Source organism: Lentzea californiensis (assembly GCF_024648825.1).
Classification (GTDB): domain Bacteria; phylum Actinomycetota; class Actinomycetes; order Mycobacteriales; family Pseudonocardiaceae; genus Lentzea; species Lentzea californiensis.
This window is the reverse complement of record NZ_JANBBE010000004.1, coordinates 229,315-252,338: the sequence shown is the minus strand read 5'-3', so window position 1 is coordinate 252,338 and position 23,024 is coordinate 229,315. Positions and strand designations below refer to the sequence as shown.

Annotated in this window: 17 protein-coding genes; 12 read left to right on the top strand and 5 right to left on the bottom strand. The window is 69.4% G+C overall.

The window, feature by feature from the left end:
* The first annotated feature begins 21 nt into the window (after nt 1–21).
* A complete protein-coding gene (locus LX88_RS18155) occupies nt 22–915 on the top strand; it encodes a DUF6346 domain-containing protein (protein ID WP_258948956.1) in 894 nt (297 codons plus the stop codon).
* 29 nt (nt 916–944) lie between these two features.
* Here the strand turns inward: LX88_RS18155 and LX88_RS44315 are convergent, their stop codons facing one another.
* Nucleotides 945–2,276 carry a DUF2786 domain-containing protein gene (locus tag LX88_RS44315; protein WP_258948955.1) on the bottom strand — a complete coding sequence of 444 codons (1,332 nt, stop codon included), beginning with the start codon at nt 2,274–2,276 and terminating at the stop codon, nt 945–947.
* 103 nt (nt 2,277–2,379) lie between these two features.
* On the opposite strand from LX88_RS44315, the gene LX88_RS44310 reads away from it, so the two are divergent.
* The 9 genes from LX88_RS44310 (at nt 2,380) to LX88_RS18105 (ending at nt 18,978) form a co-directional block, all read left to right on the top strand.
* Entirely contained in the window at nt 2,380–2,832 is a 453-nt protein-coding gene (locus LX88_RS44310; RefSeq protein ID WP_308203452.1) for a plasmid pRiA4b ORF-3 family protein, read from the top strand.
* 104 nt (nt 2,833–2,936) lie between these two features.
* Nucleotides 2,937–4,826: a DNA/RNA helicase domain-containing protein gene (locus LX88_RS18140; RefSeq protein ID WP_258948954.1), complete on the top strand. Its 1,890-nt coding sequence runs from the start codon at nt 2,937–2,939 to the stop codon at nt 4,824–4,826.
* Nucleotides 4,827–4,884: 58 nt separating this feature from the next.
* Complete coding sequence (locus tag LX88_RS18135; protein ID WP_258948953.1) at nt 4,885–6,411, top strand: TIGR02677 family protein; 1,527 nt, start codon at nt 4,885–4,887, stop codon at nt 6,409–6,411.
* Nucleotides 6,408–7,580 carry a TIGR02678 family protein gene (locus LX88_RS18130; RefSeq protein WP_258948952.1) on the top strand — a complete coding sequence of 391 codons (1,173 nt, stop codon included), beginning with the start codon at nt 6,408–6,410 and terminating at the stop codon, nt 7,578–7,580. The genes LX88_RS18135 and LX88_RS18130 overlap by 4 nt, the downstream gene beginning before the upstream one ends.
* A complete protein-coding gene (locus LX88_RS18125; RefSeq protein ID WP_258948951.1) occupies nt 7,577–11,524 on the top strand; it encodes a TIGR02680 family protein in 3,948 nt (1,315 codons plus the stop codon). Before LX88_RS18130 ends, LX88_RS18125 begins: the two co-directional genes overlap by 4 nt.
* A complete protein-coding gene (locus tag LX88_RS18120) occupies nt 11,521–12,687 on the top strand; it encodes a TIGR02679 family protein (protein WP_258948950.1) in 1,167 nt (388 codons plus the stop codon). The genes LX88_RS18125 and LX88_RS18120 overlap by 4 nt, the downstream gene beginning before the upstream one ends.
* Before the next feature lie 54 nt (nt 12,688–12,741).
* Nucleotides 12,742–14,142 (top strand): TIGR02677 family protein, encoded by a 1,401-nt coding sequence (locus LX88_RS18115; protein ID WP_258948949.1) that lies wholly within the window; start codon nt 12,742–12,744, stop codon nt 14,140–14,142.
* Nucleotides 14,139–15,212, top strand: coding sequence for a TIGR02678 family protein (locus LX88_RS18110; protein ID WP_258948948.1), 1,074 nt, complete (start codon nt 14,139–14,141; stop codon nt 15,210–15,212). Before LX88_RS18115 ends, LX88_RS18110 begins: the two co-directional genes overlap by 4 nt.
* The gene (locus LX88_RS18105; protein WP_258948947.1) at nt 15,205–18,978 is read left to right on the top strand and encodes a TIGR02680 family protein; all 3,774 of its coding nucleotides are present in this window, start codon (nt 15,205–15,207) and stop codon (nt 18,976–18,978) included. The genes LX88_RS18110 and LX88_RS18105 overlap by 8 nt, the downstream gene beginning before the upstream one ends.
* 49 nt (nt 18,979–19,027) lie before the next feature.
* Here LX88_RS18105 and LX88_RS18100 read toward each other — a convergent pair whose 3' ends face one another.
* A complete protein-coding gene (locus tag LX88_RS18100) occupies nt 19,028–19,222 on the bottom strand; it encodes a response regulator transcription factor (protein WP_258948946.1) in 195 nt (64 codons plus the stop codon).
* Nucleotides 19,223–19,365: 143 nt separating this feature from the next.
* On the opposite strand from LX88_RS18100, the gene LX88_RS18095 reads away from it, so the two are divergent.
* Both LX88_RS18095 and LX88_RS18090 read left to right on the top strand, forming a co-directional pair.
* Nucleotides 19,366–19,977 (top strand): hypothetical protein, encoded by a 612-nt coding sequence (locus LX88_RS18095; RefSeq protein WP_258948945.1) that lies wholly within the window; start codon nt 19,366–19,368, stop codon nt 19,975–19,977.
* Between the two features lie 247 nt (nt 19,978–20,224).
* Complete coding sequence (locus LX88_RS18090; protein WP_258948944.1) at nt 20,225–20,899, top strand: cytochrome P450; 675 nt, start codon at nt 20,225–20,227, stop codon at nt 20,897–20,899.
* On the opposite strand, the gene LX88_RS18085 is transcribed toward LX88_RS18090, so the two are convergent.
* From LX88_RS18085 to folP, 3 genes are read right to left on the bottom strand one after another with little or no spacing between them, the layout of a single operon-like run.
* A complete protein-coding gene (locus LX88_RS18085; RefSeq protein WP_084401906.1) occupies nt 20,856–21,140 on the bottom strand; it encodes a hypothetical protein in 285 nt (94 codons plus the stop codon). The genes LX88_RS18090 and LX88_RS18085 overlap by 44 nt on opposite strands.
* 48 nt (nt 21,141–21,188) lie before the next feature.
* Nucleotides 21,189–22,127 (bottom strand): hypothetical protein, encoded by a 939-nt coding sequence (locus LX88_RS18080; RefSeq protein ID WP_258948943.1) that lies wholly within the window; start codon nt 22,125–22,127, stop codon nt 21,189–21,191.
* A gap of 14 nt (nt 22,128–22,141) precedes the next feature.
* On the bottom strand, nt 22,142–22,966 hold the full coding sequence (gene folP / locus LX88_RS18075; protein WP_258948942.1) for a dihydropteroate synthase: 825 nt from the start codon (nt 22,964–22,966) through the stop codon (nt 22,142–22,144).
* Between the last annotated feature and the right edge of the window lie 58 nt (nt 22,967–23,024).

Genomic DNA, 23,024 nt, shown 5'->3' with positions numbered 1-23,024 from the left:
GATTGCCAGGGAATCGTTGTCGTGAAAGGACATCACCAGCGGTGGCTCGCCCTCGCCTGGCTCACCCTCTGCCTGTACGGCGCCGCGTTCCTCCTGCTGTTCTGGGAGGACCACGGCCCCCGAGGCTCCGCGGTCGCCCAAGCCGAGAACATCCAGTGCGAGCGCAACTGGCTCCTCCTGGGCACCCGCTGGAGCTGCAGCGCGATCGTCACCGACACCCACGGCGTGCAGACGCGGTTCACCAGCGACTCCTCGCTGCTGACCCCGGCCGACACGTCCGTACCCATGCAACGCCTGGGCCCGCTCGACTTCACACCGGCCCGCGCGTCGTTCACCCCCGCACCGTGGCCGACCATGGGCGCCGTCGTGCTCATTGGCGCCGGTCTCCTCGGCGCCGGCATCTGGTGGCAGAACAGCCGTTCGCGCCGCGGCGGCCTGCGGGCGGAGGTGAGCCGCCTCCGCGGGCACGCCCGCTGGTACGCCGGAGCAGGTCTCCTCGCCTTCGCCGGGGCCCACTTCACCTACGGCCTGCTGATCGCCGCCCGCGCTGACTTCTGGCCCCGGCCCGCCGAGGGCACCGGTGTCGTGACGTCCTGCGACCGCGACTGGCGATACCTGGGAGCGTCCTGGCGCTGCGCCGTCACCATCACCCCGGACACCGGCGGCGAGGTAGTCCAGACCATGAGCCACTCGCAGTTCACCGCCGCAGATGCAGGCACGCGCAGACCGGTCACCTTCACGGGATCGACCTGGGAGTCCGTGGACCGGCCCTACGAACACCGGTTCGCCAAGACGCTGATGGTCCTGCTGGTCGCCGGCGGTGTCGCGCTGGTCGCCAAGCCGCTCTACGACAAGTCGCGGATCCACGGCCTGGAGAACCCCGGCCTGCCACCGCGCTTCATGCCCGTCAGGTGATCAGGCCCGGCAACCTGGACCGGTGACGCTCAAGCATCGACGGCTTGGCGCCCCACGGTGATGTCCGCGCGGTCGGCGGCCGCGCGACCCGCATCCCACCCCGCACCGTTGGTGACCGTCGCCGACCTCTGGACGAGATCGCTGAACATCTCCCGGAACGTCTCCTCGACCACCCGGGAACGCTCGGCCAGTACCGGGAGCAGCCGCTCGTCCTCGACCGGGTCGTGGACCCGATCAGCGGCCTCCCGGAGCCTCTCCCCGATCCGCGTGGCGTACGAGATCAGGAAGGACTGCCGGAACGACCGGGTGCGCGACGTGCCGGCACGAGTGGCCTGGCTGCCTTCGGCGACCATCGCGCGGGTGGCCTGGACCAGCAGCGAGGTGGTCAGCAACTCGGTGATCTCCAGGTCCATCGACTCCCCGACCAGCGCGACGAACCCGATCTTCGAGTAGAACACCGCCCGGCACCGGTTGGCCCTGGCGATCGCGGCCACCAGATGCGACTTGGCGTCGACATAGGGCGCGTCGAGCCACATCCGCGTGGAGGCCGCAGTCTGCTTCCGATGCTCGTCGGCGTCCAGAACGGCCCGTTCGAAGGCGTGCCGGTTCATCAGTTCCTGTGCCTTGGCCGACAGCGCCTCGGCCTCCTCAGGGAATTGCGTGGACTCCGCCTTGGCCAGCAACGCCCGTACCCGCGCCAGCACCTTCTGGTCCACCCCGCTCACCGACGCCGACGAGCGCGCGGACGCCGACCCCGGCGTCGGAATGATGACCGGCAGCTCGGGCAGCTTCATCAACTCGGCCAGCAGGGCGATCGCGGTCCGCAGCGCACGGTCGAGATCAGCCCCGTGGCGATCCGCCCACTGCAACAGCCGCGGAACGCCGTGCTCCCACCAAACCTCGGCGCCGAGCTCGCGCACCTGCGCCGTCCACCGCTGGTCCACAGTGGACGGAGCGTGTTTCGCGGTGTCCGCGGCGATCTCGTCGACCAGCAGGTTGCCCACCGCCGCGTCGGCGGTCCGAGCGAGGTGTTCCCGCACGTCGACGGGCGTCCAGCCCCGCTTCCACACCATGTCGACCGTCGCGGCGAGAGCGATCCCAGCACCGATGGCCACCGTCCGGCGGTCGGCGACAGGCGCACGGCCCGCGAGGTCGGCCACGGTTCCATCCACCAACTCCGTGTCGGAATCATGGACGTAGGCGGCCTGCAACAGTCCCTCGGCCACCATCTCCGGCGCCACGACAGGGGGCATGGCCCACGGCTCGTCGTACTCGTCGAAGTCCTGCCGGGATGGCGTCGGGCCACGAGTCGCCTTGGCCTTCTTCTTCGCAGCCCGCTTCTCGCGGTTGCGCTTGCCCACGCCGACCCTCCCTGCGGTAGTCGTCACATCGACGTGCTCAAGGGTAGCGATCCGGTGCGACAGTGCTGAGACGCCCCGTGTCACAGGCTGAGCAGAAGAGTGAATACATGGCTTCTGTGAGCCTGGTGAGCCGAAAGCGCACGAAGAAGAACGACAGGCGTGGCCCCGCACCGAAACACCAGACCACCTCCAATTCAGGCTTCCCCCAGCCAACCGAGGTGAAGCTGCCGTCACCGAGCCGGGAGCCGGTACGTTCCGGATCAAGATCACACTGGTCGGGTCCGACCCGCTGATCTGGCGACGGATCGAAGTACCCGCACAGACGACGCTCGAGTCGCTGCACCGGATCATCCAGAGCTCGTTCGAGTGGGATAACAGCCACCTCCACCAGTTCGAGGTCCCTTCCGGGGTGGTGAGCAACGAGCAGTCGGCAGGACTGCCGGAGCCGGGAAGCACCCTCCACTACGTCTACGTCTACGTCTACGTCTACGACTTCGGCGACGACTGGGTGCACGAGATCTTGCGGCTCTCCGCGGCGTTGATCGATTGCCGGTAACCTGCTGACTGCGGCCCGACGGGCACCGAGCGCGACCGAACAAGTCACCTCGTCGTTGCCCCCACCCGCACGTGTATTTCGCGTGCCCAAGTGGGGGAACATTCGTGGCTCTCGTCCGCCGCAGTGCCGAGGCACTGCTCGCCGATGCCCTGGCCGACCGGCTGCACACCGTGCTCGCGGAGCAGGCGCGGATCCAGTTCGAGGCCGGTGTCGGCAACGGCGAGGTGCGGTCCTGGCGCAACAGCCTGCCCGCGTTCCTTTCCGATCTCGTGGACGCCGGCCTTGGCCACGTCGAGGTGTTGCTGGAACACAAGCTGCCGCACAGCCCGATGCGAGTGGACGTGGTCCTGTGCGGCCAACATCCCGGGCACGGTGCGCCGTCCTACGTGCTGGTCGAGCTCAAGCAGTGGTCGAAGGCCGAGCCGTACGGCGAAGATCTGGTGCGAATCGACCACTACACCCAGCCCGTGCTGCATCCGGTCGAACAGGTCCGCAGGTACTGCGAGTACCTCGTGGACTCGACGCCGGCGCTCGCCGAACAGCCGGATTCGGTGCACGGTGTGGCGTACCTGCACAACGCCCGCGAGGCCGGGGTCTGGCGCATCTCGCAGTACGCGGTCGACGAGTTCGGCGAGCTGTACACCCTGGACAGCAAGAGCAAGCTGGTCGACCGGCTGCGCGCACTGCTCGACCGCGACTCGGCGACGCGGGACGGCGCCCGCCAGGCTGCCGACGAGTTCCTCGGCATGCGTCACGCCCCGTCGAAGCCGCTGCTCGCCGCAGCGGCCAAGGAAATCCAGGAACGCGAACAGTTCCTGCTCCTGGACCAGCAGCAGGTCGCGTACCGCCTCGTCACGATGGCAGTGGACAAGGCCCGAGCCGCACGGACCCAGACCGTGGTGATCGTGCTCGGTGGGCCCGGCTCCGGCAAGAGCGTCATCGCGCTGAGCCTGCTCGGCGAACTCGCTCGGCAGGGCAGGGAGGTCTTCCACGCGACCGGTTCCAGCTCGTTCACCAACACCATGCGCAGGCACGCGGGTCACCGCAATCCGCGAGTGCAGAAGATGTTCAAGTACTTCAACAACTTCATCGAAGCCGAGCCGCGCGACCTCCACGTGCTGATCTGCGACGAGGCCCACCGCATCAGGGAGACCAGCCTCAACCGCTACACGAAGCGGGAGGTCAGGGACAAGGCGCGCAGGCAGATCGAGGAACTGATCGATGCCGCCTGGGTACCGGTCTTCCTCCTCGACGAGAACCAGACGGTGCGGCCCGGCGAGATGGGATCTCGATCGGAAATCGAGGCGGCTGCGGCGGCCGCGGGTTGTGCCGTGGAGGTGGTGGAACTCGGCGGTCAGTTCCGCTGCGGAGGGTCGGAGTTCTTCGACGCCTGGGTTGCCAAGTTGCTTGGCATCAAGGGGAAGCCCACGCGGTGGTCCACCTTGGTCACTCGCACCGACGACGAGTTCGTGGTCCGCAGCGCGGAATCGCCACGAGAGCTGGAGTCGTGGTTGCTCGACCGGCAGGCCAAGGACGGCGGCACGGCTCGCATCGCGGCCGGGTACTGCTGGAAGTGGAGCGATCCGGTCACCGAGGACGGAACGAAGGTGCTGGTGCCGGACGTGCGGATCGGCGACTGGCACCGGCCGTGGAACGTGAAGCCGGAGAAGCGGGTCCCGGACGCGCCCGCCTCGCACTTCTGGGCCAGTGACGAACGCGGGTTCGGGCAGGTCGGCTGCATCTACACCGCCCAGGGGTTCGAGTACGACTGGGCCGGCGTGATCTTCGGGAACGACTTCGTCTGGCGCGGTGACCACTGGGAGGCGCGGCGCGAGCACTCACACGACCCCGCTGTGAAGAAGGCCGACGAGCTCCACTTCGCCCGGCTGATCCGCAACACCTACAAAGTGCTGCTCACCAGAGGCATGCGCGGTGTCTGCGTGTTCTCAGAGGACGAGGAGACCCAGGATCACCTCCGCTCGATGACGGGATAAGACCGGCTCCGGGCGTTTGGTGCCGAAACTGTCGGACCCTCCTGGCACACTGGGCCGCATGCCGGACTTCCAGCCGTTCGCGCACCTGACCGCGCCGAACGTCGACCTCTATCGCGCCGTGATGGGGGCGTTCGTGCGGGCCAAGCGGCGCTTCGTCGTGCACCTGCGCCCCGAAGATGTGCACGAGGAGCTGGAGGCGGACCTCGCGGCGGTGACGGACGCGCTGAGCAGGCTGAAGGACTGGGGAAACCTGCGCGCCGACCCGGACACCAGCCGCGTCACGACGGTCGAGGACTTCCACCGCGCCCGCTTCCTCTACCAGCTGACGACGGCGGGTGAGGCGGCTGAGCAGGCGCTGCAGACGTTCGACGAGGCGCTCGGGCGGCGTGGTGCTCTGCAGGCGGTGGCGCTCACCGACATCGTCACCCAGCTGAGGGCCCTGCTGGAGCTGGCCCGGACAGCAGAGCCGGATCCGGCCAAGGTGCACCTGCTGCTGCGCGGTCTGGTCAGCCGGTTCACCGACCTCGCTGACAACGCCCAGGCGTTCATGGGCTCGCTGCAGCGCTCGATCGACCTGCACGACGTGGACGTCGACGCGTTCCGCGCGTACAAGGACCAGCTGATCGACTACCTCGAACGGTTCATCAAGGACCTGGTGACCACTGGTGCCGAGATCGCGGGCCTGGTGGCGGAGATCGACCACGCCGGCGCCGGCCGGTTGCTCGCGATGGCCGCGGGGCGTGAGGCGGAGGACGCGGCGCCTGGCGCGGACCAGGAGCGTGACGCGGAGTTCGAGCGCGGGCTCGCGCTGTGGCGGGACCGCTGGCTCGGGCTGCGGCAGTGGTTCGTCAGCGAGCACCAGCATCCGAGTCAGGCGAAGTTGTTGCGGGCAAGGGCACGTGCGGCGGTTCCGGCGCTGCTGCAGGTGGTGGCGGCGCTCAACGAACGGCGGGCCGGGCGGTCGGACCGGTCCGCGGACTTCCGCACGCTGGCACGGTGGTTCGCCCAGGCGCCGGACGAGGCCACGATGCATCGGCTGTGGCGTTCGGTGTTCGGGTTGTCCTCGTCGCGCCATCTGACAGTCGACGCGGACACGCTGGCCGAACGGGAGGAGCAGCCGGTGGCCCCGAACACGCCGTGGCACGACGCACCGCCGTTGCTGATCAGCCCGCAGCTGCGCAAGACCGGCAGCTACGAGCGCCGGGGCAAGCCCAACAAGATCGTGGATCGGACCGAGCAGCGACGGGTGCTCGCCGAACGTGCCGCGCGTCAGGCCGAGGAGACCGAACTGGCGCGCAAACGCCTGCTGACGCACCGGCCGACGAGGCTGAGCGAGGTCGGCACGCTCGACCCCGCCGAGTTCAGGCTGTTCCTGGGGTTGCTCGGCGACGCGCTCTCGGCGCGCGGGCCGGACCAGTTCCAGGTATCCACGACCACGTCCGACGGCACGCTGGAGATCAGGTTGACCGTGCTCGACTCGGGCGTCGCGGAGATCCGCACGCCCCATGGGACGTTCAGCGGGCCGGATCATGTCATCGAGATCATCGACCTGATGGCGGCGGAATCCGAAGAGTGGTCGGCATGATCCGGTCGCTGTCGGATGCGCTCAGTGCCTCGCACGTCGAGGACCGCAGGAAAGCGGCCCGCGCGCTGCTGCGGCGGCCATTGCTCCGTGCGAGCAGTCAGGCCGACGAGTACCGGCTGGTGCGCAAGCACGAGGCCGAACTGCGGGCGTGGTTCGACCTCAACACCGGCTGGCGGCTCGTCGTCGACAGCGAGGTGGCGCGCCTGGTGAAGGTCGCCGCGACCACGGACGACGCCAGCCATCCCGCCAGGGACACGCGGTCGAAGCTGCCGTTCACGCGGCGGCGGTACGTGTTGACCTGTCTGGCGTTGGCGACGCTCGAACGTGCCGACGCGCAGATCACGCTGGGGCGGCTGGCCGGACAGGTGGTGATGGGGGCGGCCGATCCCGAGTTGGGCGTCGACTTCACGCTCACCGGCCGTGAGGAGCGCTCCGACCTGGTCGCGGTGGTCCGGTTGCTGCTCGATCTCGGCGTGCTGAGCAAGGTCGCGGGCGAGGAGGACGCGTTCGTGCGCGACACCGGCGATGTGCTGTACGACGTGGAACGCCGCGTGCTGGCCACGATGCTGGCGACCCGGCGTGGGCCGTCCACGATGGACTCCCTTGATCTCGCGGAGCTCACCGCGGAGGTCGTGCCGGACAGCGACGAGCTGCGCAACCGGGCGATCCGCCGTCGGCTGACCCGGCAACTGCTGGACGAGCCGGTGCTCTACTACGACGAGCTGGACGAGACCGAGCTCGCCTACCTGACTCGTCAGCGTGCCGCGCTCACGCGGCAGGTCAGCGAGCTCACCGGGCTGGTCGCCGAGGTGCGGGCGGAGGGCATCGCGATGATCGATCCGGCGGACGACCTCACCGACGTGCGCATGCCGGAGAGCGGCACCGAGGGTCACGTCACCCTGCTCATCGCGGAATACCTCGCGGCGCAGGGAGATGAAGCTGTGCCCATCAGCGCTCTGCACGACCGCGTCCGCGTGCTGGCCCAGGAACATCGGTCGTACTGGCGCCGCAACGCCACCGAGCCGGGAGCCGAGAGCGAACTGGTCGAGCAGGCCCTCACCCGCCTCGTCGCCCTGCACCTGGTCCACCGAGATCACGACCAGGTGAGTGCCCGCCCCGCGCTCGCCCGTTACGCGCTCGCCGAACCGACCATCACCACCACGAGGTGACCGACGTGCTGCCCCACCCCGCCCGCACTCGCTGGCAGCCGCTGCGCGCCGGCCTGGTCGACCTCTTCTACTACGACCAGGAGGAGTTCCGGTTCCGCGACGGACGCCTGCTGCTGCGCGGCAACAACGGTACCGGCAAGTCCAAGGTCCTGGCGCTGATGTTGCCGTTCCTGCTGGACGGCGAACTGTCGCCGCACCGAGTGGAGCCGGACGCCGACCCGAAGAAGCGGATGGAGTGGAACCTCCTGCTCGGCGGCGCGCACCCGCATCCGGAGCGCCTGGGCTACACCTGGCTGGAGTTCGGCAGACTGCACGAGGACGGGACCGCGGAGTACCGCACGATCGGCTGTGGGCTGAAGGCGGTGGCCGGTCGCGGTATCGCACGGCACTGGTTCTTCGTGACGTCGCAACGGATCGGGCAGGACCTCTCGCTGGTCGACGCCACGACCACCGCGCTCGCGCGTGACCGGCTCGCCGACGCGCTCGGCGAGCACGGCACCGTCTACGACAGGGCACGCGAGTACCGGCGCGCGGTGGACGAGGCTCTGTTCGGGCTGGGCGAACAGCGCTACGCCGCTCTTGTCGACCTGCTGATCAACCTGCGAGCGCCGCAGTTGTCCAAGCGTCCCAACGAGAAGGCGTTGTCGAACGCGCTGACCGAGGCACTGCCGCCACTGGACCAGGCGGTCATCGCCGATGTCGCGGAGGCGTTCCGCAGCCTGGAGGAGGACCGGGACGCCCTCACCGCGATGACGGAAGCGCGTGACGCGGCGGAGTCCTTCCTCACCCACTACCGGCGATATGCCTGTGTGGCGTCACGTCGCCGCGCGGCACTGCCACGCAATGCCCAGTCCCACTACGAGCGCATCAACCGCGATCTCAGTGCCGCGCAAGAAGCGCACACCCAGGCGCAACAGGCACTCGACGCGGCCGAAGAACGACTCACAGAGCTCGACCAGCACGCGGTGCGCCTGCGGGCCCGCGACGAGGCGCTGCGGGCGAGCCCCGAAATGCGCAGCGCACGCGAGCTGGAACGGGTCGCCCTAGAAGCCCAGCGGCTGGGTCGTGACGCAGGCCGGCTGGCGGGAGAGGCCGCCAAGGCGGCCGAGACCGTCGGCTACCGCACCAGACTGGCCGGCGAAGCGGCGGCGGTCCTCGGTGAGGCGGCCGGTGCGCTGGAAGACTGCCGCACGGTGGCAGGTGACGCGGCTCGTGCCGCACTGCTGGACGAGGCGGTGCTGGCCGATCGCACGGAAGCGGACCGTGCCGCCGAACGCCAGCACCGGGCCGTCCGGCACGTCGACGCGCTGATCACGTCCGTCGACCAGGCACGGGCGAGGCTCGATCAGGCGAGGCAGCGGGTGGACGAGCTGGCGGCGGAGGCTGATGCCCTCGCCGAACGGCGCGCCGAGGCCGCCGGCACCGTTCTGGAACAGGGCGGCGCGCTGCTCACCGAGGTTCGCCGGCATCTCGCGGCCACCGTCGAGCTGCGTGCCGAGGTGCCCGCCGAACTGGACCTCTGGGTCGAGACCCTGGACGGTCCGAATCCGCTGAAGGCAGCCGTCGACGCCGCCGGTCACGCCGCGAGCGCGGCACTGGCCGATGCCGAAGCGCGCGCCAGGGCACGTGAGTCGGCTGCCCGCCGGCGCGGCACCGAGCTGAGCGACGAGATCACCAAGCTGGAGGCGGGCGAGGACAGCCTGCCGCCGGTTCCCCACACCCGTGGCGCCGGCCGCGACGACAGGCCGGGCGCGCCTCTGTGGCAACTGATCGACTTCGCCGACGAGCTGCCCGGCGACCAGCGGGCGGGACTCGAAGCCGCGCTGGAGGGAGCCGGGCTGCTGGATTCCTGGGTGACCCCGGACGGCGAGCTGATCTCTCCCGACACCGAGGACGTGTTCCTCCGTGCCGCCGAGGTCGAACCGGCGAACCTGACCTCGGTGCTGCGCGCCGACGAACGGGTGTCCGCCATCCTCGCCACCATCGGCCTGGAGAGCGGGACGAACTGGGTCGATCTCACCGGCCGGTTCCGCGTCGGGGTACTCGAAGGCGCGTGGCACAAGTCCACGGCGGAGTTCATCGGCCGTAACGCACGTGAGGCCGCCCGGCTCGCCCGGCTCGCCCAGTTGCGCGCCGAACTCCTTGTCGTGCAGGAAGAACTGGCCACGATCGCGGCCGAGCAGAACACCTTGCGCGAACGACGCGCCACCCTTGCCGGCGAGATCACGGACTGCCCGGACGACACGGCGCTGCGCAAGGCGCATGCGGCCATGCACGCGCTCGACGGCGAACAACGCCGTCTCACCGAACGCCGGAGCGTCGCGGAGGAGAAGCGCACCGAGGCCGGCACGGTGCTCGGCACGGCGGAGCACCGGCTCGCCGAGGAAGCCGCTGACGTGGGCCTGCCGGCCACTCGCGGGGAGTTGGAGGCGGTCTCGGACGCCCTGGCCCGCTACCGCGTCGCCATCGCCGCCCTGTGGCCCGCTCAACGCCGCCACAGCGACGCGGTCCGTGATGACGAGCGTGCACGCGCCGAACTCACCACCGCGACCGAAGACCACGCGTCCTGGCGGGAACAGGCGACGGAAGCGGCGTTGGCGAGCGAAGCGGCGGCCGAACACCACGAGACCCTGGCGGCCACCGTCGGTTCCGCGGTGGCCGAGCTGCAACGGCAACTCGCCGAGGTGGTGGAGGCGCTGCGACAGTGCGTCGACGATCGCAAGGCCGCGGACAACCGCCGCACCGAGGCGCTCACGAACCGGGGCAAGGCCGAGGGTCAGCTCGACACGCTCGGCGCGCAGCTGGAAGAAGCGACGGCCGGCCGCGCGGAAGCAGCGGAGGCCCTGCGGCGTTTCGCGACGACCGGGCTACTCGGCGTGGCGCTGCCCGAGCTGGACACACCCGACCCGGCGACGCCGTGGGCACCGGACCCGACCGTGCGGCTGGCGAGGCAGATCGACCGCGAGCTCGCCGGCCAGCCCGACGACGACCAGGTGTGGGAACGGGTCCAGCGCAAGGTCAACGACGAGTTGAAGACGTTGACGGACACGTTGTCCCGGCACGGGAACTCGGCGACGGCCCGGCTGCTCGATGACGGCATCGTCGTCGATGTGCTGTTCCAGGGCCGCACGACAAGCACGCCGGAGCTCACCGACGCGCTGCGCGTCGAGGTGGCCGACCGTGGCCGGATCCTCGACGAACGCGAGCGCGAAATCCTGGAGAACCACCTCGTCAACGAGGTCGCCAGCACGCTTCAGGAACTCATCTCCGCGGCGGAGGCGCAGGTGGCGCGGATGAACGGCGAACTGGCCGACCGCCCGACCAGCACCGGCATGCGGCTGCGCCTGCAGTGGCAGCCCGCCGAGAACGCCCCGACCGGCCTGGCCACCGCCCGTGAACGCCTGCTGCGCCAGACGTCCGACGCCTGGTCCGACGAGGACCGTTCGGCCGTCGGGGAGTTCCTGCAGGCCGAGATCGCGAGCGTGCGAGCCCGTAACGCGTCAGGGACGTGGCTGGAACACCTGACCGAAGCGCTGGACTACCGCAAGTGGCACAGGTTCGTCATCCAGCGCCATCAAAACGGTCAGTGGCGCACCGCGATCGGCCCGGCCTCCGGTGGCGAACGGGTGCTGACGGCGAGTGTGCCGTTGTTCGCCGCGGCGTCCTCGCACTACGCCTCCGCCGGCAACCCGCACGCACCCAGGCTGGTGACGCTGGACGAGGCGTTCGCCGGGGTCGACGACGACTCGCGGGCGAAGTGCATGGGTCTGCTGGCGGCGTTCGACCTGGACGTCGTGATGACCAGTGAACGCGAGTGGGGTTGCTATCCCGAGGTGCCGGGACTGGCGATCGCCCAGCTGTCCCGGACCGACGACATCGCGGCCGTGCTGGTGACCCCGTGGGAGTGGACCGGCCACCGCCGGATCAGGGTGGCCACCGGATGACGCGGCTGCACCGCCTGCTCGGTGGCGACGAGCTGGCCTGGTTCGTCGCACGGGTGCGCAAACGCATGGAACGCGGCGAGCCACTCGACATCGCCGTGACCCTGACGAACGCGACGGAGGCCCAGCGTCAAGCCGTGCATCGCCTGCTCGGCCGTGCACCACGTCCAGGCCGCGCATTGACCGTGTCGTTGCCTGCGGTCGACGAGTTGCTGCGCCGATCCGGCGCTCATCCGGGCGGTCTCGGCTCGGCTGTGCTCGAACTGACCGGCCCGCTCCCGGCACCGATCGACCTGGAAACTCTGTGGGCCAGGGCGTTCGAGGCGCTGGATGATCCACGTCTCGCCGAGTGGGCACTCTCGCTGCGGATGAGTGGCCAGGTCAAACGCCTGGCTCCGACCCCGCAGGACGCAACCGATCTGTTCACCACGTTGAACGTCGTCGTGACGAACCTGCCGTCGCCTGGCGAACCGATCGGGCGATTCGCGGCACGGATGACAGGCGATGCCCATGCTTTGGACGATGACCGTCCGCTGGCGACACTGGCGCTTCGTGCCGCACGGGCCCTGAGCGGCCTGCCGGATGGCAGCGGCGCCGAATGGCGTCGGGAGGTCTGGGCATCGGTCGGTCTGATGCGCGACGAACTGTCGACAACAGTCATCACCCTGGGCTTCAGCGGCCATCAGGGCCTGGAAGCGTGGCTCGGTCAACCGGTGCACCTCACCCTGCGCCAACTCGTCCGTGATCCGCCTCGTCTGGCCGCACTGGACGTGTTCGTCTGTGAGAACCCGGTCGTCGTCGCGACCGCGGCCGACCACCTCGGGCGTTCCTGCCCGCCGTTGGTGTGCACCAGCGGCCAGCCCAGCGCCGCCGTGATGCATCTGCTCCGCCTGATCGTCTCCGCACGCGGCACCCTGCATTACCACGGCGACTTCGACTGGGGCGGCATCCGCATCGCGAACGTGCTGCACGATCGCGTGCCCTTCACGCCGTGGCGCTTCGACACCGCGTCCTACCTCGCAGCCGGTGAGGTGGGCCGTCCGCTGACAGGTACACCGGTCGAAGCACGCTGGGATGCCGCCCTGGCACCGGCGATGAGCCATAAGAGTCGTCGCATCGAGGAGGAACTCGTGCTGGACGACCTCCTGAGCGATTTGGAGGCCTGATGGCCTCCAACCCTGTCACCCGAAAGCCCTACTACGCCAGCTACGGTGGCACAGGTGACGACGTTTCCACCGGTGCCCGCGGACCTGTTCCGCTTCACCACGACCGACCAGGCGGAGCTGCACACTGCGGTGATGCGCGTGTTCGGGGTGGCGAACGAGTGCCTGCAGACCGTCCTCACCGCCGATGACGTGCAGCAACGGCTGCGGAGCGTCGGCTGGTCCGAGCAGGTGACGGACGAGGAGCTCACCGCGTCCCTCACTGCTCTGCGTGGGTGGGGCCTGCTCGACGCGTCGCAGCACCGGTACGGCCTCACCCGGTTCGGCGAGGCCGCGTACGCCGGCGTCCGGCACGCCGTCCACACGCTCACGACCGATGGTGCGCTGCAGACCGTCGTGCTCGACGCCATCGCGGACCACCTCGACGAACTGCGGAAGCCGCTGGACGATCGCCAGGCGTTCACCACGCTCACGCAGCTCGAAGGCCATCTCGAAGCCTTCAAGACGGGCACCACGCGGTTCAACGCCGACCTGCAAAGGCTGCTGAGGGACGACCAGGCCGACCTGGCCACGTTCCAGGACGTCAAGCGCACGACGGTGACGTACCTGCGTGACTTCATCGCGGAACTGGACGCCCGCAAGCAGAAGATCCGCGAGGCCGTCAGCGCCATCGACTCCGCCGAGCTGCACGAACGCGCGCGCAACGGTGCCGGGCTCGTCCCCGGCCAGTGGCTGCAGCAACGGAAAGAGCACTGGAGCAGCCTCCGCAGCTGGTTCTGCGACAACCCGCCGCGCGTCGAGGAGCTGCAGGACGTGTCGCGCAAGGCGATCGTGCAGTTGCTGCGGGTGCTCGACCGGATCAGCGAGCAGCGCAAGAAGCCCACGAACACCGCGGCCGACTTCAGGGCGCTCGCGCGGTGGTTCGCGCGGACCGAGACCGAGGACGAGGCGCACGAGCTGTTCAACGCCGCGTTCGGGCTGTGGCCTGCGCGGCACGCGCACCTCGCACACGCCGACGGTGAGCTGTTGCCGAGCGGCGAGGCGTGGCACAACACGCCGCCGGTGCCCGTGTCGCCGCAGCTGCGCGCGACCGGGAAGCAGGAGCACATCGGTGCCACCGGCAAGGTCCGCAACGTCGACGAGGTGCGCCGCAACCGCCGTGAGCAGGCGGAGAGGGAACGCGCCGAGCTCGAGTACGCGTGGTCGCAGATCCAGACCGACGGCGCGATCCGGATCTCCACGCTGACCAACCTCGACCACGACACGTTCCACCGCCTGATCGACCTGGTCGGCAGGGCGCTGGGCAGCGATCCGGACAGCACCGGCACGCGCACGGCCGGCACCAGCGACGGGCGGATGCAGATCAACCTGCGCAACGCGCGCGGCTGGGCGACCATGACCACCCAGAAGGGCACGCTGAGCGGGCCCGACTACGTGATCGACGTGCAGAGCCGATGAGCCGCACGGGAAACCAGCTCGCACGGCTGGAGAGCGAAGAGGTGGCGCGTGGCGTTCGTCTGCTGCTCGCGCGTCCGTTGCTGACCGCGACGCAGGACCACGACGGCTTCGACCTCATCCGAAGGCGCCGCGAACCGATCACGAAGTGGTTCGACTACTACTGCGGCTGGCGCGTGATCGTCGAGCCGCGCGCCGGCTACGCGCGCCTCTTCAAGGTGACGCAACGGCCCGACCGCACGCGGCCGGCGTTCGACCGGCGGCGCTACACGCTGCTGTGCCTAATGTGCGCGGAACTGCTGGCGGCGCCGGTGAGCTCGCTCGACGAGCTGACCACCCGCACGAAGCACGCCGCCGCCGAGGACGGCATCCAGTTCGACCCGGCCAGACGCAGCGACCGCAACGCGTTCAACGACGTCCTGACGTTCCTCGAGGACCAGGGCGCCGTCGAGACCGGCGAACACGTCCGCGCGGACCCGACGCTCATCACTCGTCTGCTGGCCGCGCCGGTGCCGCCCTCCACAGTGGACACGATCGCCGGCCTGACCCGCGAGACCCGCTACGACACCGCGCACCGCAGCCTGTGGCAACGGCACTCCGTGATGCGCAGGCTCATCGACGATCCCGTGCTGTACAGGGAAGAACTGAACGCGAGCCAGCTCGGGTTCCTGACGTCCCCCGCCGGGCGCAAGGTCGTCCAGACGGGCATCCGGCTCGCCGGGTGCACGCTGGAGGAACGCGCCGAGGGCTATCTCGTGGTCGACGCCGACGCGATCGCCACGGACACGAGGTTCCCGGACGACGACAACCACGCGAAGGTCGCCGCGTTGTTGTTGCTCGACCGGTTGGCACAGGGTCCGGCCACCACGGAGGACCTGGTCGAGGAAGTACGCGAGCTGCTCACGAAGTTCCGCACCTGGGCGAAGGCCTACCAGTCGGACGGTGGCGCGGGCAGGCTCGCGGCGGACGCGCTCGAACTGCTGGCGGCGTTCGGGCTCGCGCGCACGGACAACGGCACCGTTCACAGGCTGCCCGCCGCAGCCAGGTACGCGGTCGAGGAGCTCAATGACTGACCGGTGGCAACCGAGCCGCGCCGGCATCATCAACGTCTGGCGCTACTACGACGAGATCTTCTCGTTCTACCAGGGCAGACTGCTGCTCAGAGGTCCCAACGGCACGGGCAAGTCGAAGGCGCTCGAGCTGCTGCTGCCGTACCTGTTCGACGCGAACCTGCGTCCGCACCGCCTGTCGACGTTCGGCAGCGCGGACCGCACGATGCACTGGAACCTCATGGGCGAGGGCAACCAGGGCAGCACGCGCGTCGGGTACGTGTGGCTGGAGTTCCAGCACGGCGAGCAGTGGTTCACGTGCGGTGCGCGGCTCCAGGCCACCACGAACACGACGAACGTCACCGCCACGTACTTCACGACGTCGCTCAGGATCGGTGACCTGGCGCTGGTGAACGAGGCCGGGCGCCCGTTGACCAAGACCGATCTCATCGCCGCGATCGGCGATCATGGCGTCGTACACGCCTCACCGGCCGACTATCGCCACACGGTGCGGACGACGTTGTTCCCCGGCGTGAGCGAGCAACGGTACGACTCGCTGATCACCGCGCTGCTGCAGCTGCGCACGCCGAAGCTGTCCGAGCGGCTCGACCCGAGCGTGCTGTCCTCGTTGCTGTCCAAGGCACTTCCGCCGCTGGACCAGTCCGATCTGACCGAGATAGCCGAGGGGTTCGAACGGCTCGACCGCCAGCGCGAGGAACTGCGGCGGCTCGACGAGGAGATCTCCACCGCCGAACGGCTCGCGGACGTGCAGCGCGTCTACTCCCAGCGCGTTCTCGGAGTGGCCGCGCGGACGCTGGAGTCGGCGACCGAGCAGCTCGAGAACCTGACGCGGGCCGCGCGGATGAGCGAACACCGCTACCAGCGGCAGATCACGCTGACCGACGAGGCGTTCGAGCAGCTCGCGGCGCTGGGACGTGAGGCGAGCGCGGTCGACGCCGAGATCTCCGGCATCTCCGACCTGCCCGCGTACCAGGAGGGCAAGCAGCTCGACCTGTTGCGGCAGCAGCTTTCCGCGGCGAACCAGCGCGCTGCGGAGGCCATCGCGCACGCCGTGAAGCTCCGTGCACGTGCCGTTGCCGACGAGGAACGGGCGGAGCAGGCCAAGTCCGATGCGGCCGCACGCGCCGATGAGCTCCGACGCTCCGCAGTGATCGCACGGGAAGCCGCCGAGCACGCGGGCATGCCGTCGGTGTTCGAGGAGATCGAGACGCACGCCGACGCGCGGTCGGGCCGTCAGCTGCTCACCGCGGCCATCGAGTCGCGGTCCACCGAGATCAACTCGATCAGCCGCGCCGTCGCCGCGCACGAGAAAGCCGTCGACGCACGGAATGCCGCACGCCAACGGCTCGAGGAGACGCGTGACGAGCTCGACCTCGCCACGGAAGCGGAAGCCGCGGCGCAGCGGACGTTCGAGCAGGCGTTTGCGAAGTTCCGGGCGGACTTCGACACGTGGGCGCACGGCTGTTCCGAACTGAACGTCTCCGAGTACGGCGAGGTCGTCGAGGCCGCCGCACGCGCTCGCGAGGAGTTCAGCCGCATCGAGGCGCGGCTGGAAGAGACGCGCACGGCGTTGAACGGCCAGCTCTCGCAGTACAACTCCATCCGCGAAAAGCTCGCCAATCAGGTCGACGTACCGCCGCCCGCGCCGTACACGCGTGACGACGAGTACCGCTCTCACGCCGCGGGCGCCCCTCTGTGGCGTCTGGTCGACTTCCGCCCTGGCACGCCACTGCCCGTGCGTGGCGCGGTCGAGGCGGCGCTGGAGGCATCAGGCCTGCTCGACGCGTGGATCACGCCGGACAACTCGTTCGGCACGACCGACCGGGACCGTTTCGCCGAACCGTCGCTGGCACCTCCCGCTCCCGGCTACACGTTGCTGGAGGTGCTCGTCACCGACGACGAGCGCTGCCGCCAGTTCCTGGAGGGTGTCGCGTTCGGCGACACCGCCACCGGTCACGCCGTCGCGATCGGCGCGGACGGGACGTGGCGCCTGGCCAACGCGCACGGCCGCTGGACCAAGGACTTCCCCACCTACATCGGTGCGGACGCCCGCAAACGGGCCCGCGCGGGCCGGATCGCCGAGCTGACCGGCCTGATCGAGCAGCTCGCCACCGATCTGTCCGGTGTGGACGCCGCGCTGAACCAGATCGCCGTGCGCCGCGCGACGCTCGCCGGTGAGATGGCCAGGCAACCCTCGAACGACCCGATCGAGATCGCCGAGGAGCAGCGGACGAAGGCGCAGCTGCGGTGCGCGGCGAGGAAGGACGCCGTCGCGGCCGCGGCCCAGCGGGTGGCGGACGCCGAGGCCGTCGTCGCCCAGCACCCCGCCACCACCGAGGTCCCGGACGCGGACGCGCTGGCCGCGTTCGCCACCGCGGCGCACCGCTGGCTGGACGACCGCCACGACGCGTTCACCACCGAGGCGCTGTCGGTCGAGGCCGGCAGCCGTGCCTCGACGAGCGGCGCGCTGGCCGACGAGGCCGAGGAGACGACGGCCGCACGTCAGCAGGAGGCCGCCGACCTGGCCATCACGCTGGAGACCGTCGAACGTGCGGCGGGCTCCGAGTTCCAGGCTCTGGACCAGCAGCTCATCACGTTGCGCGCCAAGGCTCGCGCACTCGCCGAGGAACGCGAGCTGCTGCAGGACAAGCAGACGGGCCTAGCGCGCACGCTCGGCACGTTGGAGGAAAAGCGCAAGATCGACACCGCACGCGCCGCGGAAGCCACCGTCGTGCACGAGGCGGCCGAAGCGCGCTACCGGCACCTGACCAGCGGCCACCTGCCCGCCGACGCCGGTGAGGTGCCCGACGAACCGGTGGACCCGCGCCTGATCCGCGACTCCGAGTCCCGTCTCGGTGCCGCCGTGCACCAGGCACAGCACCAGCTGGCCGGACGCATCGACCTGTCGCTCGACCCTGACGACGACGTCACCGTGCTGACCGCGACGCTGGACGGCGCGCGCATGGGCGCGCACGCCCTGCTTCAAGCACTGCAGGCCGAACGCGACCGCGTGCGCACGCACATCACGGACGGCGAACGAGACCTCTTCGACCAGACCCTGACCGGCGACACCCGAAGGCACATCGCCCAGCGCATCCAGGGCGCCTCCGAGCTCGTCGGCACCATGAACCAGCGCCTGGAGCGCGTCCAGACCGCCTCCGGCATCCGCGTACAACTCGACTGGCAGGTCGATCCCCAGCTGCCACCGGGCACCCGAGAGGCCCGCGACCTCCTGCTGCGCTCAGACCTGAACGACGACGAACGCGCGTCACTGCACCAGTTCTTCCGCGAGCGCGTGGAAGAAGCACGCGCGCACGACTCCGCCACGGGCTGGGAACAACAACTAGCCCAGGTGCTCGACTACACGACGTGGCACCAGTTCGTCGTAAAGGTGGACCGAGGCGAAGGCTGGGTGCCGGTCACCAAACGCGTGCACGGCGCGTTGTCCGGGGGCGAAAAGGCCATCGTGCTGCACCTCCCGCTGTTCGCGGCGGCGGCCGCGCACTACCACGCCACCCCGACCGCACCCCGCCTGATCCTGCTGGACGAGGTCTTCGTCGGCGTCGACGCCACCAACCGCGGCCAGCTGCTGGAACTGCTGGTCAACTTCGACCTTGACCTGGTGCTCACGTCGGACCACGAGTGGTGCGACTACCGGGAGCTGACCGGCATCGCCATCCACCAGCTCACGACCGGCACGGACGGGGACGACGCCGTCACGACCGTGCGCTTCACGTGGGACGGACACAGCCTCACGGCCGACGACTAGCTCCCGAACTCGATGCCGAAGACCTGAGCGGCGGCGACCACACCGAGCGTTATCCCCGGTCCCCAAGGACCAGCGCGAGTTCGCCGCGGGTCGTGATCCCGAGCTTCGCGTACGTGCTGGACAGGTGGTTGTCGACGGTCCGCACGGAGATCACCAGCGAGGCGGCGATCTCCTTGTTCGTGAGTCCCCGTGCGGCCAGCACGGCGATCTCGCGTTCCCGCTTGGTGAGCGGCGCCAACGTCATCCGGGCGAGCGCCGGCGTTCGCGCTCCCTCGCACAGGGCGATCAGCCGGCCGGCCAGCGCGCGGTTGCCCGACTCGGCGGCGGCTTCCGCCGCGTACAGCAGGTATCCGGCTTCCTCGAACCGCGCGGACCTCCTCCAGCGCCGTGGAGTCGTTGCGCACCAACGCTTCCGCGTGCGCCGCGTACACCGGGACCAGCAGTCCGGTCGTCGTGGCGGCGAGCTCCCGCAGCCGTTCCAGGGCTTCGGAAGCGTGTCCGAGCCGCACCGCCTCGTGCAGGAAGATCGCCTCGGCGGCGAACTCGCAGTGCGTCCTGGCGTCCTCGGCCGCCTCGAACGGCGACGTCCCGCCCGCCCAGATCCGCGCCTGCCACAGCCCGATGCCGTACGGGCGCATTCCCGGCGGCGCCAGCGCTTCCGCTTCGGCGAGCAGCGCACGCGCGTCGTTGCCCAGCAAGGCCTCCACGTGGGCGAGTTCGCAGAGCCGCACGAACGGCTGCGTGGGCCGTGCCTCTCGCAGCAAGCGCCGTGCTTCGAGCAGCCGGCCACCAGCTCGTGCCAAGCCTGCGCACGACACGGCCCAGATCGACCGCATGGAGTCCCACTCGGCCTTCTCGCGATGCGCTTGCACGGCAAGACGTTCCGCACGGGCCAGTTCACCGTGCATGGAGTACACGAACACCTCGGAGAACAAGTTCATCTCGGCGCCCAGCCCCACCTCGGGGTTCGGCGGGACCACCGGGAACGAACCTGTGTAGCGGCCCTGCACCACGTCGATCATCGCGAGGATCGCCGCCTCACCCGGATCCGCGGGCGAGAGCAGCGCACGAGCGTCGTCGTACTTGCCGGCGAAGAACAGGAACACGGCCCGCGCCACCGGCATGATGATCATTTCTGCGGCTTCCTCGGTGCGCCCGAGTCCCCATCCGAGGTTCATCGCGTGCATGGTGCGACGAGACGTTCGCCTACCCGCTGCCGATCACCGTCATCTGTGAACTCCTAGGTGTGCCCGAAGAGGACAGAGACGAGGTCCGGAACCTGTCCTCGGAGCTGCTCACACCCGCGACCATGGCCGAGGCCTTCGGCAGGTTCGCCGCGTACGTGGAGCGCCTCGTCGCCATCAAGGAGCCCGGTGACGACGTCATCACCGAGCTTCGCGACGAACCGAACCTGGTGATGAACCTCGTGTTGCTCATCACAGCGGGCCACGAGACGACTGTTCAGCTCATCGGCAACGGCCTGCTCGCCCTGCTGCGCGACCCAGCCATGTGCCGGTCGCTGGCCGGCGATCCGATCATGATTCCGGAGGCCGTCGAGGAGTTCCTGCGCCTCGACGGTCCACTGGCCATGGGGGTGGGTCGTGTCGCCACTTCCGACGTGGTGATCGGAGGGGTCACGATTCCGAGATCTCCACAGGTCGCCGTCTCACTAGGAGCGGCGAACCGGGATCCGTCCCGGTATCCGGAGCCGGACGTGCTGCAGCTGGGCCGAGACCCACACGTCGCGTTCGGTTACGGGGTCCACTACTGCGTGGGGGCGCGGCTGGCTCGCATCGAGGGTGAGATCGCGTTCGGAACGCTCCTCCGGCGTTTCCCTGAACTCGTGCTCGCCGCTGAGCCCGAGTGGAGGGAGTCGTTCATCCGAGGCTTGGGATCATTTCGCGTGCGACCGAAGCCCTGACGGCGGCACGGGCGGCCGACAGGTCGTCGACCGCGTAAATCTCGGGACAGGACGCGATGACGAGGTCCTTGTCCGACGCGACGGTCAGCAAAGAAACTTTCTCCGTCAACGACTTGGCTTGCCGGACAACTCCCTTGGCATCGACGCGGATCAACGTGACCCACGTCTCTGACCAGGGAAAGTCCGCTACGGCGCTGGATTTCCGCAGGCCTTCCACATCGAACTCGGCAAATCTGGGCATGACACCAAGATAACGAGTCGAGGTTGCGGAAAGTCAAAGATCACCCTTTCACCGCAATGCAGCCAGCAGATGGGACAGGTTGACGCCAACGGCGTCCGCCAACCGGCGCACGACTTCCGGAGCGGGTGCCAACGGGTGCGTCTCGCGGGTGAACGGCAGGCCTTCACCGCCTGAAAACTTCGATTGCGGCGTAACGGGCGCGAGGATCGGGTAGACGCGCCAGCGCGGCACCTTCGAGTCCGCCATGGCGAGCGTGTTCTCGTGCCACAGCATCACGGCCGATGACCGGATGTTGCGCGCGAGGACGCAGCCGTGGCCCGTGAGCGTGATCGCGCGCGCAGCAGCCCGCACCGCGTTGCGGAACTCGCCCTCCACCACCCACACACCGTTCATGAACTCCGCGGTGAAGCCTTCCGTCTCCAGAGCGGCGATCGTTTCGGCGTGCTGGTCGTCCGCTGCGGCCGTGGCGAGCTCGATGACCTCCTGCACCTCCGAGGCCGTCACGACGCGCGCACCGCCCGATGTGGAGGCGTACAGGAGCCGTTCCACGTGACGGTCCTCCGCGTAGGCAGCCCACTCCTGGGCCTTCTCCCACGCCGATCGTGCGATGACATCGGCCTCGGAACCGCCACGCAAGCGTGCGTCCTGCAGCAGCTGTGCGAGCACCACGGCGATGACCGAGCTCAGCAGTGCGTCGTCACGTGACTCGTCGTCCGCGGGCACGAGAGAGATGACCAGGTCGCGCAGATCGGCACGCCAGCTCTCGTCGCCCGCCCACACGCCGATGGCGAGCAGGTTCAGGTAGTGGTCCGCGAGGGCCATCCGCACGAGCAACGGCTGAGTGCCCGCCTCTCGTGCGTCGCGGCGTGCGGTGACCTTCATCTGCTGTCGTTCCGCAGGATCCACCACGCTCACGCGGATCTTGTCGAGTTCGTCGAGGAAGTCGTCCCACCGGTCATCCGAAAACCGGGCGAAGACGTCGTCCACCTGATACCTCCAGCTCAGAGTCGAGCGACGGACTCGAGTACTCGTCTGGTGCGCGCCACCTCGTGCGCGCGAAAGACCGCGGCGCCCGCCAACGCCGCGATCACGGTCGCGACGAGGGTGCCCTCGACGCGCTCGTGCAGTTCCACGCCGAGGGTCTCCCCGACGAAGTCCTTGTTGGACAGAGCCATCAGCACGGGCCACCCGGTCGCCACCAGCTCGTCCGTGTGCCGCACCAGCGCGAGGCTGTGCCATGTGTTCTTGCCGAAGTCGTGTGTGGGGTCGATCAGCACGCTCTTGCGAGGCACACCGAGTGCGACCACCCTCTCCGCTCGCGACGTCGTCTCCGCGATGACGTCCGCGACGAGGTTCGGGTAACTAACCCTATGCGGACGCGTGCGGGGCACCGCACCGCCCGTGTGCGAGCAGACGTAGCCGGCGCCGTACTCCGCGGCGACCTCGGCCAGCTGCGGGTCCGCGCCCGCCCACGTGTCGTTGAGCAGGTCGGCACCGGCCTCGCAGACGAGGCGGCCGACGTCCGCGCGCCAGGTGTCGCTGCTGATGATCAGTTCCGGGTAGGCGGCGCGCACGCGGGCGATGAACGGCACGACGCGGCGCACTTCCTCGCCGGAGTCGACCAGATCGCCGGGGCCGGCCTTCACACCGCCGATGTCCACGATGTCCGCGCCCTCGTCCACGACGCGGTGCACGGCCTCCATGGCCACGTCCTCGGCGTAGGTGGCGCCCTTGTCGTAGAACGAGTCCGGGGTGCGGTTGATGATCGCCATCACCAGCGCGTGGTCGCGGACGACGGTCCGGCCGCGGAACTGGAGTTCGATCACATCCCGTGTCTACCAGGTGGTCCCCGTCCTTTGCACATGGCGGACGTCTCATACTGCA